Raw genomic sequence first — 17505 nt, forward strand, 5'->3', positions numbered from 1 at the left:
GAAATTAGATGAAACAACAATTGAAAATTTATTATACATCGGATGTTCACGGCTATTTATTTCCAACCAATTATGCTGATACACAAGAAAAAGAAATGGGCCTTTTAAAATGCATACCTAATTTTAAAAAAGATCAGAACACATTGATTATCGATGGCGGGGATATGCTTCAAGGTTCAGCATTGGCTTCATATAGCCAAGCGCATCCAGAAGAAGGGTTTCCTCAAGCGAAAGTACTGAATCAAACAGGCTATGATTTTGTTACTTTAGGCAACCATGATGTAAACTTTGGTACAAGTTATCTGTATCGCTATCTAGAAGCGCTAGATGCAGTATGTGTTTGTGAAAATATACTAGATGCTAAGGATCAAACAAAAAAATTTCCATGGACAATCAAAACCTTAGGAAATGGACTAAAGGTCGGTATTGTTGGTGTAGTGACAGACTATATCAATGTTTGGGAAAAAGAGGACAATATCAAAGATATTATAGTTTCAGATCCCTTTGAAACAGCTAAACAAGCACTTGAGGAAGTAAAACCCCAAGTTGATCTAACCATCTGCATTTATCATGGTGGATTTGAAAGAGACGTAAAGTCAGGAAAACAATTGTCTAAAACCAGCGAAAATGTAGGATATAAAATTTGTGAAGAACTTGAGTTTGATCTACTATTAACAGGTCATCAACATTTATTGATCGAAGGTCAACTATTGCATGGTACATACATCGTCCAACCATCTGCTAATGCAACGACCTATTTTGAAATCGATATTGAAAAAGTAGAAAATAACATTAAAATAACCTCAACAGTTGGTAAACCTAGTGTTCAACCAGAAGTAGAGTTGCTAGAACAATTACAACCCTTGGAAACCAAAGTACAAAGCTGGTTAGATCAAACCATTGGTAAGTTAAACAGTGACGCATTGGCAGGTGATAAATTAGAGATGGCATTGCGTGGAAGTCCAGTTGTCGAACTGATTGGAGCTGTTCAACTGGCTGAGAGCCAAGCGCAGATAGCAGTTGTCTCTTTAGCCAACACATCACCAGGATTCCATAAAGAAGTCACGATGCGTGATGTGATTGCAACATATCCATACACGAATCACCTGATTACCTTAAGAATCACTGGTAAACAATTGAAAGAAGTTATCGAAAAAAATACGAATTACTTTAGTATCGATGATCAAAATCAAGTAATTATTTCTCCTAGTTATTTATACCCTAAAGTTGAACATTATCATTTTGACTTTTTTATTGGGGTTGAATACACTGTTGATCTTTGCCAAAAGTTAGGAAATCGAGTGAATGCTTTACGCTACAAAAATCAATTGATTGAAGAGGAGGATGAATTCACGATTGCTTTAAGCGATTATCGGGCAAGTGGTGGCGGTGGTTTTCCAACCTACCTTGAATGTCCTGTAATAAACGAAGGTGCACAGGAAATTGTGGAATCCATTGTGACGTATATACAGTCACAAGAGGAAATCGACCTACCTAAAATGTTGGACTACAAAATAACTCATTCATGCAAGTGATCGCCATTTGTTTTGTGATAACCAAAAGAGGATGCTGTAAAACTAAACGTTTTACAGCATCCTCTTTTTTGTCGTCATTTGGATAAGTTTATGTAGGGGAAATAGTGAATTATTGCAACGATAACACTTGTCCAATGTAAACTGTTGAATCAGTCAAATTATTTTTTTGCATTAAATCTTGCAACGAAATTTTATTCTTCTCAGCAATCACAGAAAGGGTGTCGCCTGACTGAACAACATATGTCGTTGCTGTTGGCGTAGCCACAGGTTCTGTTGAGCGTTCGGTAACCTCTGATGAAGGGGTTGTTTGAATTGGCTGTGTAGAAGATTCAACACTTGAGCTAGATTCAACCGCGCTACTTACTTGAGTAGAACTTTCTCTTAGAGGAACGTTATGCTCTGTACTGTCAGTTTCTGTTGAAGGGTCATCAACTACCTTTGCTTTGTCAAGTTGGCTGACTTGTTTTTCTATATTGTATAATTGTTCTTCTTGTTTCGAGCTTGCTTGAACATTTAAAAAGAGCAATAAGCCTAATGCAAGAGTATTTAAAAATAACAATAAAATAACAATAACAATCGTTTTCTTTGAAGTTGCTGGTGGACGTTGTTGTTTCCGTCGTGAGTATTCTTCTTCCAAAATAGTTTCACTCCTTTCATAACAAATTTATGAGATGAATACTATAAACAAAGCATTATTAGTATATCACAATGTTGTAGCTGTCTCAAAGGGCAAAACGTAAAAAAGTGTTGACTAGAATTTACGTGAGGAAAAAACAAATTATAAAAGAACACTTTTTGTTTATAAAGAAACGGCTGTTTTTTTTGTTTATTTAATAAATGGGTTTATTTTCTTATTTTTTGATATGGTGACCGATCGTTCATTTTGTTTATTCGTTAATTATATATCTAATATTAAATATTTATATGATAATCGTTTTCGTTCGATTTATTATTTAGTAGTAAAAAAATATTTTTTTAGTATAGACTAGTGCTTATTTGGTTTATTAACTATATAATGAGTAAGGATTGATAAACATGGGCAATGGAGAAAATAGAGTTAAGAGAAAGAGTCTTTCTTTGTTATGTCACGTTATCAAAGTGATCATTAGTGAAAGACTACACTAATTTAGGACAAACAAATTAGACTTAAGCTTGTTGAATAGGAGGGGAATTCATGAAGTTGTTTATCAGCGATATTGACAATAGAAAAATAGAGGTACTTGCATATTTAATCAAGGAATTAAAAGAAGTAAAAATATCAGATTTAGTCGTAGCTACCGGTTTATCAGATAAAACAGTTAGAGGAATTGTACTGTCTTTAAAAGATAACCCGTATCTTGATGAAACAAAAATGACCATTAATTATAATGAGAATGGTAAAATAATTTCGATTATTGTATCTAATATTTCTTTAGCAGATGCAGCGTTTTTTTATTTGGAAAAATCAGTTATTTACATTATGATCAAAGAGCTATTCTTACGAGGATACCTCGATAAGAATAAAATTTGCACGACCAATTTTATCAGTGAAGCAACATTTACACGATATAAAAATCAGCTGAAGAACATATTGCAAACATTTCATTTTACGCTGTCTAAAGAAAATTTTTTGATTGGAGACGAATATCGGATTCGTAATTTCTATTTCTTGTTTTTTTCATTTGCCCATTCAAAATGGTTTTTTTCAGAAGAAAGCTATAGTGACATAGAGCGATCGTTATCAACTTCTTTTTTTGAGAATACAAAATTTGATACATCCAAAAAAAGTATGGTGTGTTTATTGGTGTTTATTTGTAAAATCAGAAATACTCAAGGCTTTTACGTAGATCAAAAAACACCGATTCAATTCAAAAAAAATGGGAGTTATGAACGGATTTATAAGGAGATTGCTAATTATATAAATACATATTGTCCTTATTTTAAAAATAAAGCAGAGGAAACGCAGTTTCTTTTTTTCTTTTCGATTCGGGGGCAACTAATTGTACCAAATCCTTACTTAGAGGAAGAGATGATTATTGATATTGATCGTTTCGAACATTTCAAGGAGACGAGAGACTATCTAGTTCAAAATATACTCTCAGAATTTTTTGATGATGATAATGAGCGCCGACAATTAGTCAACCAAGACGTAACAATGTTTTTGTTATATGTGTATTTTAGTTTTATTGATTCTAGAAAATTTTTGTATGTATATGATGAAGAAAATTATTATTCTAGAACCAATTATGAAAAAGAGTTGTTGGATAAAATCAAAGGCATTATGTCTCCTACTAAACAAAAAATCCGGAATAATCTATTTTTTAAGGAGTGGTTTCATGGGGAAAAAGGAGATGTATTGATAAACCAACTGTTCTTATTGGTGTATAGTCTTGTATCTAGAGTAGAGTTAGAAAATATTGTCACTGTTCGCGTACATGTTCAAATTTCTAAAGTATATGTAGCGGACATTTTAAAAGCAAAAATAAAACAAGTATTTGCTGAAAATGTAGAACTTGTCAATTTTTATGACGAATCAACTGACTTGATTGTTTCAGATAAAAATTATTCAAATCAAAAAGAGCATTCATTAAGAATTTATGTCCCAACATTTTCGGATGCGCAATATTTCGATATTTTATGCGAAACAATACTTAAAGAAATAACCAAAAAAATCAGTCAGAATAAATCTTGGTAAAGAATCATACGTGGTTGTAAGAAATAAAATTACTATACTATCATGTATTTTAAAAATATGAAAATCATTGTTTCCTTTACATAGAGGAAATGATGATTTTTTTTTTGCAAAAAAAAAGTGTATAAATAAAAAGAAGTAAAAAAGATATAATTTTGTTAAAAATAATAGAGAAAACGATTTATATTACAATCAATTACTGATTTAGTAACATAGTATTTCATTTTTTACTTTTAGTATAAAATTGAAATAGATTTGTGTAATATTTGTATATTATACATGAAATGTTGGATGGAAAGGAGGAGAAAATGAGCAATACTGGAAATAAAAAGGGTGTTAAAACTATTTCAATCATAGCGGTAAGTATTATATGTATCTTATTCATTGGTTTATTTATCTCGAAAAATGTGACACAAATCAAAGCAGAAGACAGTCCTACAGCAAGAATTATTGAAAATACTAACTATAAAAATTGGGAATCTGGCGATTTATCTACAGCAAAAAGCGAAGTCAAAAGTTTTTTAGACAAACAAAAAGGAACAGATAAAAACAGACCTTATAAAGGAAATAAGGTTTGGACAGAAGGTTCATTAGCAGCGTTAGATAAAGCCTACCAATCAAGTTTGGCTGCTGAGTCAGGTATTAGTTCAGATTTATCTAGAATGTTGCTGATAGAGACTGTGAGAAAGTTAGAAACAGTTACTGTGCTAGGTAAATTAGATCCGTCAGTTAAATCTTTGAACAACTTTCCGAATACTGATGGTCAGTATGAATTGGAATATGACTTGCCAACAGTTTTAGGGTTGCCTGCAAATAAAAAAGTAAAATATGATGTAATGTTTGTCTTGGATTGGTCGGGTTCAATGGATAGTCCAATTGCGGGGTTAGATCCTGCAATTCCTCGTTTTCACGGGAAAGAAATGATCTTAAACCTGTCGAAACTAGTGCTAAATGATTACACTGGAAGTCGAATCCGAATCTTTGGTCTAAATTCACCTACTCGAAACAATACAACAATCAATGATGATGTTAATCAAAAAGGATTTTTAGAAAAAGTCCCAGGTTGGGAACAAATGGTAGACAAATCATTTGAAAAAGATAAGACCTACAATGAAGACAATCAAGTTGGTAATCTAGAGTATGTAGTGCCAATCATGGAAAGAGAAAAGAATCCTGATGCTATTCCTGTTATTGTCTATTTGTCTGATTTTCAGCTTGCAGCTCGACCGGTTAATAGTCTCACTAAAAACGTAGTTACTGACTACAAGGATATCTTAACACGATTTAACAACATACCTGTTGCTGGTGATCAAGGTCCTATTTATATTGCGGTTAGGTACGATCATTCAGGCAATTACAATCCTAAAACGGGACTTCCACGTTGGGCTGGTGGAGCAATTGAAAGCCCTGGTCAAACTGGAACTTACAATAGTTTACAAGATGATGTGGTAAAAGATCGGAAGTTCTGGAATTGGATGGCTGTGACAGAGACAAATAGAACAAGTACAGATCCACACGCTGTTCAGGCCTCAGAAGCAACCACTACATTTATGAAGCTATTTACCGACTCGTTACCAGTTAACCCGTCACGAGCATACCAAGCAGATTTAAATTTCGGAAAGTATAGTTATGTTGCATCGTCGTTAACATCAAAGAATAATCCTGTTCTAACATCACCCACGAAAAAATCACTAACGATTGCAAACAAGAATGATGGTGATACAGATGTTGCAGATTCAGGTGTCTTTAAAGCTGTTTTTGATGATACAACTTCTTCTGTAATGGGAACAACAAGTACTTTAGGAACGAAAACGAACGGAGTAAGTTTTTCAGCGCCAGAATATCAAGAGCATAACAGCCCATTCAAAACATTACCGAACTTGTTCCATCCTTATACGGAAGCGGCTATAGAAGTTTATAAGTATAAAGGAACAGGAGCTACTACTAGTGCGACTAATTATGAATTGAACCAAACGATTGTTGGTTCCAATTATCAATTATATAGTGGTAAGGATTATGCATTAAAAGACCCTGCGTTGTCTTCTTTGAAGTATGGAGCAAGTTTGACTAAGGCTCAGGCTTTGAAAATCGTGAGTACGAGACTTGGCGTAGCAGAATACAACAAATTAGATTTTACTGGCTCAGGCGCTAGTTCTTTGACTGCGGCAACCCATAAAGTAACATTTGATGCTGCTAAAAATGTCTATAAAGTTTATGCAGAATCAAATGAATCAAATGTGGTAGTTGAATATTATGAAGATTCAACGAACATAAAGCTTAAAGAAGAGAAAACGATTCCTGGAATCATTGGGGATTCCTATACAATCGATCCGCTTACTGAAGTAGTACCGGACTTTGATTATGTGCGTTCTGAAGGTGCACCATTAACAGGCAGTATCAAAAAAGAAGTCCAAACGATCAAGTTATTCTACCGTAAAAGTGAAGTTGAGTTAAAAGTTTACTTTAAAGATGAAGATGGAAATGAGATCAGCCCTGTCGTTACGTTGTTGAAAAAGCCTAAAGAAGTTGTTGACTTAACTGCTGAAACAGAGGTTTCAACGGTTGTGAAAGCAATCACTGATGATTTGTATGAATTACTGACACCACCAGATGATGAGAAAAACGTCGAAATACTAGTGGGCGAAAATGAGAGAACCTATATCTTTAAGGGGCAAGTAGCTATAGGAGCTACAAATGAAATGCTCTTTAAAACAGGAGTGATTCAGTCCCGCGATCAAGAATTAGAATATGCTTCTACAGGTCCATTTAAGTTAAATATTGCAGATAAGCGTGGACGAACAGCTCCGAATGAAGGATTTAAGCGAGGACAATTTACAATTAATGGCTCGTTGTCTAAACCTTTTAAACATGAAATAAGTGGTGATGTATTAAAAGATGCCCAAATCATATACAACAATGGTGAAACGGATCACGTTATATCTGATAAGAATGGAGTAGAGATTTACAGTAATAAAACAGCACGTCCACAAACGAATTATGAATTAGAATTGGCAAATCAGACAGATAAAAAAGAAGGCTTGAAACTACTTGTTCCTAAAGGTAGCGGTGCAATTAAAGGAAGCTACAAAGCTGAAATCACTTGGGAATTAGTTCAGGAACCATGAGACAAGGGGATCAAAAAATGAAAAAGAAAAAAATTTGTTTACTGTTCCTTCTGTTGATTAGTGTATTTCTTGTAAACAGTGTGACAGCAATGGCGGCTCAATCAAATGGAAAAACAGGTGGAGAAATCGGGTTTATTGATGGCAATGAAGATGGAACAAAAGAATCAGAATCGCCAATCAATCAAGAAAAACCTAAAAAACAAAGTAGTGGACTGTTACCAAAAACCGGAGAAGAATTTCTGAGATACTTAACTATTATTGGAATGATTTCCTTGGTAGTAACAGCGATTATTATCGTAATAAAGAGGCGAAACAACCAGGGTTGCTCGTAGACAACACGTCTAGTTTAACAATAATAAAAGAGAAGAAAGAGGAGTATAGAATGAAGAAAAAAATGTTAGCAAGTTTACTATTAAGCACTATGATCTTATCAGTTGGAGCACAAGTGGCTTCTGCTGAAGAATTAACAAGTAGCAAAACAACTGGGGAAGTTGGTTTTATTCATGGGGATAAACCAGGAACCGTAAAACCAGAAGAGGGTCCTAAGGATGGAGAAGAGCTTGAAGAGGATAAAGACGATAAAGGAAATATTGTCCCATTACCAAATAATGGTGGAATCTATGTTACTCATTTACCAAACTTCAACTTTGGGACAAAGAACAAAACAAGTGTCAAGACTGTAGAATACCCAGCTTATACAGAAGAACGCAAATTAAAAACTATTAAAGAAGACAACTTGGAAAAAACTGACGAAAAAACTGATCCAGCGGTTTTCTACATGCCTCATTCAGTTCAAGTAAGTGATGTTTCTGGGAATGAAAAGGCAACTTGGAGCTTATCTGTTGTACAAGATGCACCATTTGAATCTGGTGAATCTGATGTAGTTTCTAGATCAAAATTATCAAATGCACGAATTCGTATTTTTGAGAACACATTTACCAATACATTGCATAATAGTGAAGCATTAGCAGCGGAAATTACAGGGGTTGGATTAGAGACAGAAGATGCAGTTTTTGGCAAGCACTCTGCTATTCCATTAGCTGGCACTACAGAAGGATCACTAACTGTATTGAAGAACAATAAACCTGGTTTTACTAACGCTTCAACAACTTCAGCTGTTTTCAGTAATGGTTATGATGCAAACAATTATAATCCAGAAAAAACAAAAGAAACAGCCGCTTATAATGGCGTAAAACTAAACGTTCCAGCAAGTGATCAAGCAAAAGCTAAAAAGTATACAACACAATTAACTTGGACACTAGCTGTAGAACCAGGAACACCAGAGGAAGCACCATCTGAAGAATAGAAAGTAGTTACAAACAAAAGGGGTATTTATTTTAAGAGGTTTAAAATCAAGGAGGAAAAAAATGAAAAAATCAATTATATATAGTGGAATTTGTGCAATGGCATTAACAAGTTTATTTGCAACAGCACAAATCGCATCTGCAGCACCAGAAACAAATTCTGTAAAATCAGATGGGAAGGCAAATTTTAAAGTGCCAGAGGGTCTTGAGAATCCTGTCAAGCCAGGAACAGACGACGAGATCGTGATCGGTGGTGAAAAAGTAGGCGTTAAAGGTGTACAATTACTGCATGTTCCAACATTTGATTTTGGTACAAATGAATTAAAAGCAAAAGGGGATGACTTAAAAGTTGTCCATGAAGCATATGCATACAGTGGCAGTACAGACACTAAGTACGCTATACCATTATTTGTCCAAGTTGGAGATTTTTCAGGAAAACGTGCAACAGATTGGAAGGTCTCAGTAACACAAGATACAACGTTCAAAGAAAGTGGCAAAGAAACGGGTGGTCATGAGCTGACTAATTCACGTATTCGCATTTTCAAACAATCATTTACAAATAATTTAAATAATTCTAATGCTAGTAATATGGTAACAGGTGTGACAATTCCTGAAAGTGGACACGCTGTGATTCCTGTAGCTGGTGATAAACCAGACTCACTAGGTGTATTTGCTTCAAAAAAGGTAGATACAGATGAAGGAACAACGAATGGTTCGATTTCATCGGTTGTTTTCAAAGAGAACTATGATGAAAGCAATTATGGTCCAAATGCAACTTCAGCACCAGCTTTAGATGCACGATATGATGATGTTCAGTTAAATGTTCCAGCATCAGATAAAGCACAAGCTAAAGCCTACTCAACAAAACTTACATGGTCATTAACTGTAGAGCCGTAAAAGAGAATAGGAAATAAACAGTTAAGAGGGCTGTGGTGAAACGTTAAAATAGTTTCACTACAGCCTCTAAATACGAATAAATGGTGGTGTGAAAGCGAGAAGTTTTACCTTTTCACACCTACCTTTTTCATTCGTAAATCAAGCAACTGAGAGGAAAGTAATTATGCAAAACGTAACTCAGAAAATACATACTTCTTTAGCTAAGAAGAGCTTTTTTTTAATTTGTTTAATAGCTGCACTTTGTTTTTTTATTCCAGCAAATGCCTATGCAGAAGGCGAAGAATCTAATTTATCTGTTAAAGCAGAATTACCAGATAATCAACTGACAAAAGATGCGGGGTATTATGACTTAGAGGTAAAACCAGGACAAACACAAGAATTAACGTTGAAAGTCTATAATATGGGCGATAAAGAAACAACAGCAAAAATTGAAATTAATCCTGCTTATACAGGAGCAAGTGGTTCGTTTGTCTATGCTTTAGATGCTTCAAAACGGGATGAAAGTATGAAAATACCGTTATCAGATATTGCTAAAACCGATGAATTTATAAGTATACCTGCTAAAAGTGAAGCGGATGTTAAAATTAATCTAACGATTCCAACAGAACCTTTTGAGGGGATTATATATGGTGGTATTCGAGTAACAGATGCTGAAGGAGAAAAGGAAGGTAACTCAAAATCAGAAAAAGAAGATAGCGGCTTTAGCATAGCGAATAAGTATGCATATACAATTGCCATGAGAATACGCGAAAATGAGGAACTTCCAAAATCAGATCTAAAAGTGAAGAAAATTGTAGCTTCACAAGTAGTTGGAAGAAATGCAGTAAAAGTTAATTTACAAAATCCTACACCGACCATTATTGATAAAGTAACCTATGATGCCAAAATCATGAAAAAAGGCAGTTCTGATGTACTTCATGAACATAAGGTCAACGATTATCGAGTAGCACCAAATACAAATTTTGACTATGCGATTTCATGGGATAATAAACCATTTGAAGCTGGTAGTTATCAATTAGAAATGACTGCAAAATCAGAAGTCACTGGCCAAACATGGAACTTTAAACAGAACTTTACGATCAGCGCTAAAGAAGCCAAAGAATTAAACGACAAAGCGGTTGATCTAGAAAAAGATTATACGAAATATATCATTTACGGAGCAATCGGGACCGCTATTTTATTACTGCTAATCATTATTTTATTGGTTACTTTATCAAAAAAACGTAAGAAAAAGCAACGTAGAAAAAAAGGTAAAGGTAAACGACCAGCCAATAAAAAAGGAAAGGAAGCAAGTAATGGATCAGGAAAACAATCATCAGGAGCAAAAAGAAAACCAGCTGGCAAATCATCCACACCGTCTGGAAAACGAAAAAGATAGTGGTTTTGAAGAAAGAACGTTAGCTGAAGAAGATTTGTTGGAAGATGAAATGAATATGGATGATGAGTCATTTGAAGAAGTTTTAGTTAGGCCAACAATGTTTTATGTATTGCTTGGGTTATTGGCTATGGTGCTTATCGGGCTTGGTATCGGAAGTTACCTCTCTTACCCTTTTTCATCTAAAATCAGTGGAACCTGGGGCAATCCTGAACTTGGAATGAATTTATCAAGTGAAGGAAAATCATGGACGGCTAAAATAGAAAATTATCAAGGTATCGAAGGGTATACATTCCTTTATAAAGGTCAGTGGCAAGCTGCTGGTATCAATACGTATGATGGAAAACAAACAAAAGTACAAATCATTTTAGACAAAAAAAAGATTCCAGAAACGGAAATTTCTTCATTACAAAAAGAAAATCCTCTGTATAAAAAAATTGCAGACGATAAAAAAATCCTGCACATTGAATACACTGAAGCTGGAATGAAAAAGATATTTGGTAGAAAAAATATTGATGATTACTTTCATTTCACATTAGAACCAATCTCGTTTGAGAAAAGCAAACAGGTACTTTATTTAAATCATGCTTATTTTTCATCTGAACGTGTTCCGTTTGAATTTGATAAGTAGAGCAATCGTGACTGGAAACCTAAATAAGGCGAACGAAAGAACTAAGAATCCTTGGATGAAAGTTTTAGAGTATTTGCCCAAATGATAGTCCAAAGTAGTCTGAAGAAGATAGTCAGATTGCTTTGGGCTATTTTAACTAAGCGGGCGATTCCAAACAAACAGTATTTTTTACTTTTTATTCTTTTGCTTGTAGACTTATTTTAATGACGAATGAAAGCCAAGGAGGGGACTAAGGTGGAAATAGTTGAAATAATTATTATCGGTAGTGGACCAGGTGGTTTGGCAGCGGCGTATGATTTAGCTGCAAAAGGGAAAAAAGTAGCAGTAGTAGAAACTGATTTGTGGGGTGGAACCTGTCCGAATCGAGGCTGTGATCCAAAAAAGGTTCTTTATGGTGCCATTGAGGCACAAGACAATCTGACACAATTGAAACATCATGGTTTTGAAACAGTTCCTGCAATCAATTGGTCGGAGCTGATGACGTTTAAAGAAACATTCACTCAACCAGTATCTGGCGAACAACAACAAGGCTTGATAAGCGCTGGAATCCAAACGATCAAAGGAAAAGCCATTTTTAAAGACAGGCATACAATCATAGTAGAAAATCAAGAATATCAAGCAGACCAGATTATCATTGCAACAGGGCAGCGACCTGCTATTTTAGATATTCCAGGAAAAGAGAATTTTGAGACGAGTACCGATTTTCTAAATATGAAAGAGTTGCCTGAAAAAATTGTTTTTGTTGGCGGCGGCTACATTTCTCTGGAACTTGCGAATATTGCCACTAGTAGCGGTAGTGAAGTTCACGTATTACATCATAATACTCGACCCTTAAAAGGGTTTGACGAAGAGCTAACGATTGCTTTAATTGATAATCTTAAAGCTCGAGGGATACAGTTTCATTTCAATGAGTCAGCAGAGTCGATTTCTAAGGAAAATGATCACTATAACATAGTGTTGACTAGTAAAGAGATATTACTGGCAGATCGAGTATTTTGTGCAACAGGACGAATACCTAATGTAGAAGGGCTGAATTTAGAAGAAATAGGTGTTGATTTTACTCATAAGGGGATTGTTGTGAATGATCATTTACAAACAACTGTGGACAATATCTATGCATTAGGAGACTGCTTGCAAAAAAATACGCCTAAACTAACGCCAGTATCTAGCTTTGAAGGAAGCTATCTTGCTAAACTTCTTAGTGGCACTTTGCAAGAAGCCATTCACTATCCTGAAATCCCAACTATTATTTTTAGTTCACCTAAGTTGGCTCAAGTTGGTTTAAAAGAGGGTGAAGTGTTAGAAAATGAAAAATACGAACAACAAAATATAGACTTATCCCAATGGTTTACGTACAAACACCTCAATGAGTCATTAGTCAAGGCTAAGATCATCACTGATAAGGATACGGGGCTATTGGTTGGCGCAACGGTTTTAGGAAACGAAGCAGAACAATTGATCAATTTATTTACATTGATGATCAATCAAAAAGTAGTTTCTGACAAAATCAACGAAATGATCATGCTTTATCCAACTGTTTCTAGTGATTTGAGCTATTTATATTAAACGTAAGTAGTAACTGATTGATTTGTTGAAAGTGGGATAGAGGTCCTTAACGTTGAGAAAAGGCTGAAATACACGAAAAGGTTCTTCCAATTTTGTGTATTTCTTTTTTTCGAAAGTATTGTTCTTTTTGTCGTGCCTATAGAATTCCATAAGGTAGGGATGTGACGTATAAAGTCATTTCCCACCTTATTTGTATATTCAGCAAATTAACTGTTGACTTGTTTTAAGGTCTACGTAATAATAGGATAAATTCTATGAAAGTAGAGCTTAAATGTCTTTTTTTTACCCAATCGATAAATTTTATTTATCAATTGGATAAAAATAAAGCATTAGATATTATAAGGATTTCTTTTTAAACTATAGATAGTGAAATATTGAGCAAAGTTAAATCGAAATAGCTAGGAGAATGGCAATGGAAACAAAGAAAAAAAATTACACCCCTTTGATAGGTTCTTTATATACAAATTTTATTTTTCAAGGTATGGCGGCAATTATTTTATCGCAGAATCTTAATGCGTTAAGAGACAGCTGGCAGGCAACGGTTCAACAAGTGACATTAGTGATTAGTGGTATTGGATTGGGCCGTGTGCTAATTTTGTATTTTGCCGGATATTTTTCGGATAAGTTTGGACGAAAGAAAACAGTACAGTTGGGTATTATCAGTTATTTGATTTTTTTTATGGGGATTTTAATGAGTCAAAATTATTTGCAAGGTCTCTTTTTTGCCTTGTTTGCTGGATTTAGCAACGCATTTTTGGATACCAGTACCTATCCAACGCTGATGGAAGCTTATCCAAATGAAAAAGACAATAGTTCGCTTAGTGTTTTGAATAAAGCTTTTATTTCGTTAGGGCAGTTTATTTTACCGCTGCTTACGAGATTTATGTTGGATCATGAGATTTATTTCGGACTTGTTTTTATTGGATGTGCGCTGGGCTTATTTCTTAATTTACTGTATATTTCTAGGCTTAGTTTTCCAGAAAGAGTAGTCATTGAGGAGCAGTCATCACTGGTGAATGAACATGAAGCAACCATTAAAGGGAAACAACCGCTATTTAAGGTGGAAGGGTTAGCGTTGTTAGTCTTTAGTTTTACTTGTGTTTCAACCTTTAATATTTTTATTTTGTGGGTACCTTCTTTTGCTGAGTCATTGAATCTTATGAATCATTCAAATAGTTTGGTTTTGGTGAGCGCGTATAGTATTGGTTCTTTTGCCTCTGTATTTTTAACGTCATTGATTGTAAAACGTGGTGTTGCACCAACGTTATTACTTGTCTGGTGTACATTGATTTCATTATTCTTGTTGATTGGCATGACACTTTTTCCAAGTATTCCAATGTTTTTAGTCGGTTCCATCGGTATTGGTGTTTTTGCTGCCGGAGGAATCTGGCAGTTAGGATTAGCTGTGTTATTAGAGCTGTTTTCAAAAGGAAAAGGTCGAATTACTAGCTATTATTCGATTGCTACATCTGTTTCAGTGATGATTATTCCTTATATCACGGGTCAGTTGGAGAAAATAAATGTATCGATGATTTTTGGACTAAATATTGCATTAACCGCGATCGGTGTCGTGGCAGCTGTGATCATCCGTTATCGCTATAAAAAAGTAACCAGTGATTGGCAAGAGGTAAATGAAAAGATGGTAGAATTAAAAGAGCTTGTTGATTAGTAAATGAATGTGAGTTATGTCCTATTTACTTAGAACATAGATAAACGGTGGAGTAGAGCAGTCCCTTCAGAGATAATAGGAAATCCACAAAAATTTGAAGAATAATTTTTGCGGATTTCCTATTATTGTTTTATAAAACGATGAGGTATGAATTGACGTTCCTTAGTACTTACTTAGTTTAAAAATGATTTTGCAATGTTTTCGTTGATAGTGATCATTTGGTAAAAGTCATTTATATCAACAAATTCATTTGGTTGATGAGCGTATTTTGTTTCACCTGGACCAAGAATCAAAATAGGGAATTCTTTTTTGACACGCCCAAATTGTGAGCCATCTGTATAGCCAGTCATGCCAAATGTATTTGCTGTTTTACCTGTAACATCTGATACAACTTTTTGTGTTAACACAGTAAAAGGATCGTCAAGTTCTGTCTTCATGGAAGGCAAGTCATTGATAAATTCGATTTCTGCTTTAAAATCTGGAACGGTTGCTGTTAATTTATCTAACATCGTTTTGAATTGTTGTTTTAGTTCAGAATGATCTTGTGCTTTGATTGTACGAATATCAATTTCTACAGTACATTTATCAGGAACAACATTTGTTCCATTACCGCCATTAATAATATCAAGGCTAGAAGTGGATGCGCCGACTAGTTCGTCTACTGATTGAGAAAAATCGAATGTTTCTTTAAAGGCGTTCAAAACCAAAAGCATATGCTCGATCGCATTCACTCCTTGATCTGGCATTGAGCCATGAGCAGTTTTTCCGTAAGTTGTGATCCGAGGCCATAAAGCTCCTTTGTGAGCCACACCGATCTCAACATTTGTTGGTTCACCGATCACAAGCGCATCTAAATCATCTGCATAGCCTTTATCAACTAATTGACCAGAACCGATAGCGCTCGTTTCTTCTCCTACGGTTGCTAAAAGTTTGATGGTTCCTTTAAAGTTTGAACCGTCTTCTTTTAAACGAATCATTGCAACAACTGCGGCGATCAAACCTGATTTCATATCACAGGTTCCACGACCGTAGAGTAAACCGTCTTTTTCAAATGCTGCAAAGGGATCTTCATCCCAAGGGATTTCTCCCACAGGCACCACATCCATATGACCCGAAAAGCCTAAAACCAGTCCGTTCTCATTCCCTTTCAACGTTGCAACTAATTGATTTCTTCCTTCGCTATATTCTACTTGTTCACAAGGAATATCATATTTTTCAAAAAGAGTTTGTAATTTGTCCGCAACTAATTTTTCATTTCCTAGAATACTTTTGATTTGTACGACTTCCTTTAGTAATTGTAATGCTGCTTGATCATTCATTGATAGATCCTTCTTTCGTTTTTTCTTTTGGAATAATAAATACGATAGAGCCTAATGCGACAACGCAGAATAAAATATTCGTTAACAATCCAAATGTTGCGCCTTGTGTATAATTTCCACCAGCACTAAAGCCATTATAAACAGCAGCTGAAATTGCTACTCCTAAAGCACCGCCAAGAGAGCTGGCCATTTTATAAATACCAGAAGCCACTCCAGCTTTTTCATTTGGCACACTGGAAATCGCTGTGTCTGTAGAAGGTGTTGCATACATACCCAGCCCCATTCCAAATAAACTATAGCCAATAAAAACTAATATGAAATAAGCAGTGCCTGTGACCATGGTCAAAGCCATCAAACCAACACCAGTACCAGAAAGAATCGTTCCCCATAACATTGGTTTTTTTGCGCCGATCGTTTGCAATAATTTTTCACCGATTCGAATCGTAATCAAGACTAGGCACAAGTAACCGATTGATAGCATCCCTGTTTTAGCAGAAGAAAGACCGCGACCTTGTTGAACGTAGGTATTGATTACGATCAAGGTTCCAGCGACTGCATTAAGCAAGAAATTAGAAATTGTTGCGCCAAGGTAACCACGGTTTTCAAATAAAGAAAATTCAACAAAACTATTATCGATCGCTTGCTCTACTTTATAAAAAGTAATCAACCCGACAATCACGATTACAGCCAAAATAAGTACGATAGGACTTGTCCAACCTAACTCAGAACCTTTAGAAACGACAATATTTAAAGCAACCATTGAAACGATAAACAAAAGCAAACCAATTGAGTCAAATTTACTGTTATTATCATTGACCACTTTACTTTCGGGCGTACCAAAAATCAATAGTGCGCTGCAAATCGAAATAATGATCGAAAAAATAAATACATAACGCCATCCTAAAGAGCTAGCAATAGCACCACCGAAGAAAGAACATAAGCCAGAACCGCCCCAAGAACCAATTGACCAGTAACTTAACGCACGTTGTCGATCTTTCCCTTCGTAGTATGTTTTAACTAGTGCCATTGTAGCAGGCATGATACAAGCAGCTGATAAACCTTGTAAGATTCTACCGCCCACAAATAATACAGGTCCATGTGCGACCACTAAAGCTGCTGAACCGATAACACTTAAAATAAGTCCAATATACGTTAACTTCATTCTACCCAATTTATCTGCTAAGCCACCGGCTACGACGATAAAAATCCCCGAGAATAAACCAGTCATAGAAATTCCTATGTTTAAAACGCCAGAAGAAATACCCAAATCACTTTGAACGGCTGGCGCCATATTCAGTAAAGATTGAGCAAATAACCAATAGGTCAAAACGCTTAAAACAATTCCTATCAATAATTTGTTTGTCCCTTTATATGTTGCAGCATCTGCTGCTGTATGTGTTGTTGCTTTCATGA

General features: G+C 35.1%; 13 protein-coding genes. 10 read left to right on the forward strand and 3 right to left on the reverse strand.

Annotation, left to right across the window (positions count from 1 at the left end; genetic code table 11):
* Nucleotides 1–8 precede the first annotated feature (8 nt).
* Nucleotides 9–1535 (forward strand): bifunctional metallophosphatase/5'-nucleotidase, encoded by a 1527-nt coding sequence (locus I580_RS15045; RefSeq protein ID WP_010770752.1) that lies wholly within the window; start codon nt 9–11, stop codon nt 1533–1535.
* 109 nt (nt 1536–1644) lie between these two features.
* Here the strand turns inward: I580_RS15045 and I580_RS15050 are convergent, their stop codons facing one another.
* Nucleotides 1645–2172, reverse strand: coding sequence for a LysM peptidoglycan-binding domain-containing protein (locus I580_RS15050; RefSeq protein WP_010770753.1), 528 nt, complete (start codon nt 2170–2172; stop codon nt 1645–1647).
* 537 nt (nt 2173–2709) lie between these two features.
* Here I580_RS15050 and I580_RS15055 point away from each other — a divergent pair.
* The 9 genes from I580_RS15055 to I580_RS15095 all read left to right on the forward strand — a co-directional run bounded on the left by I580_RS15055 (nt 2710) and on the right by I580_RS15095 (nt 14773).
* Nucleotides 2710–4209 carry a helix-turn-helix domain-containing protein gene (locus I580_RS15055; RefSeq protein ID WP_010770754.1) on the forward strand — a complete coding sequence of 500 codons (1500 nt, stop codon included), beginning with the start codon at nt 2710–2712 and terminating at the stop codon, nt 4207–4209.
* Between the two features lie 305 nt (nt 4210–4514).
* A complete protein-coding gene (locus I580_RS15060; RefSeq protein WP_010770755.1) occupies nt 4515–7331 on the forward strand; it encodes a MucBP domain-containing protein in 2817 nt (938 codons plus the stop codon).
* A 17-nt stretch (nt 7332–7348) separates the two neighbouring features.
* A complete protein-coding gene (locus tag I580_RS15065; protein WP_242586582.1) occupies nt 7349–7663 on the forward strand; it encodes an LPXTG cell wall anchor domain-containing protein in 315 nt (104 codons plus the stop codon).
* Between the two features lie 50 nt (nt 7664–7713).
* Complete coding sequence (locus tag I580_RS15070) at nt 7714–8637, forward strand: WxL domain-containing protein (RefSeq protein ID WP_010770757.1); 924 nt, start codon at nt 7714–7716, stop codon at nt 8635–8637.
* 61 nt (nt 8638–8698) lie between these two features.
* On the forward strand, nt 8699–9532 hold the full coding sequence (locus I580_RS15075) for a WxL domain-containing protein (protein ID WP_010770758.1): 834 nt from the start codon (nt 8699–8701) through the stop codon (nt 9530–9532).
* Nucleotides 9533–9695: 163 nt separating this feature from the next.
* On the forward strand, nt 9696–10910 hold the full coding sequence (locus I580_RS15080; protein ID WP_010770759.1) for a WxLIP family cell surface protein: 1215 nt from the start codon (nt 9696–9698) through the stop codon (nt 10908–10910).
* Nucleotides 10828–11538, forward strand: coding sequence for a hypothetical protein (locus tag I580_RS15085; RefSeq protein ID WP_245558632.1), 711 nt, complete (start codon nt 10828–10830; stop codon nt 11536–11538). The genes I580_RS15080 and I580_RS15085 overlap by 83 nt, the downstream gene beginning before the upstream one ends.
* Before the next feature lie 234 nt (nt 11539–11772).
* On the forward strand, nt 11773–13104 hold the full coding sequence (locus I580_RS15090) for a dihydrolipoyl dehydrogenase family protein (protein WP_010770761.1): 1332 nt from the start codon (nt 11773–11775) through the stop codon (nt 13102–13104).
* A gap of 412 nt (nt 13105–13516) precedes the next feature.
* Complete coding sequence (locus tag I580_RS15095) at nt 13517–14773, forward strand: MFS transporter (protein WP_010770762.1); 1257 nt, start codon at nt 13517–13519, stop codon at nt 14771–14773.
* A gap of 173 nt (nt 14774–14946) precedes the next feature.
* Here the strand turns inward: I580_RS15095 and I580_RS15100 are convergent, their stop codons facing one another.
* Nucleotides 14947–16092: an ArgE/DapE family deacylase gene (locus I580_RS15100; protein WP_010770763.1), complete on the reverse strand. Its 1146-nt coding sequence runs from the start codon at nt 16090–16092 to the stop codon at nt 14947–14949.
* A complete protein-coding gene (locus I580_RS15105) occupies nt 16085–17503 on the reverse strand; it encodes an MFS transporter (protein WP_010770764.1) in 1419 nt (472 codons plus the stop codon). The genes I580_RS15100 and I580_RS15105 overlap by 8 nt, the downstream gene beginning before the upstream one ends.
* Nucleotides 17504–17505 lie beyond the last annotated feature (2 nt).

Origin of the sequence: Enterococcus caccae ATCC BAA-1240 (genome assembly GCF_000407145.1) — a bacterium.
In the GTDB taxonomy this organism is placed as follows: Bacteria; Bacillota; Bacilli; order Lactobacillales; family Enterococcaceae; genus Enterococcus_L; species Enterococcus_L caccae.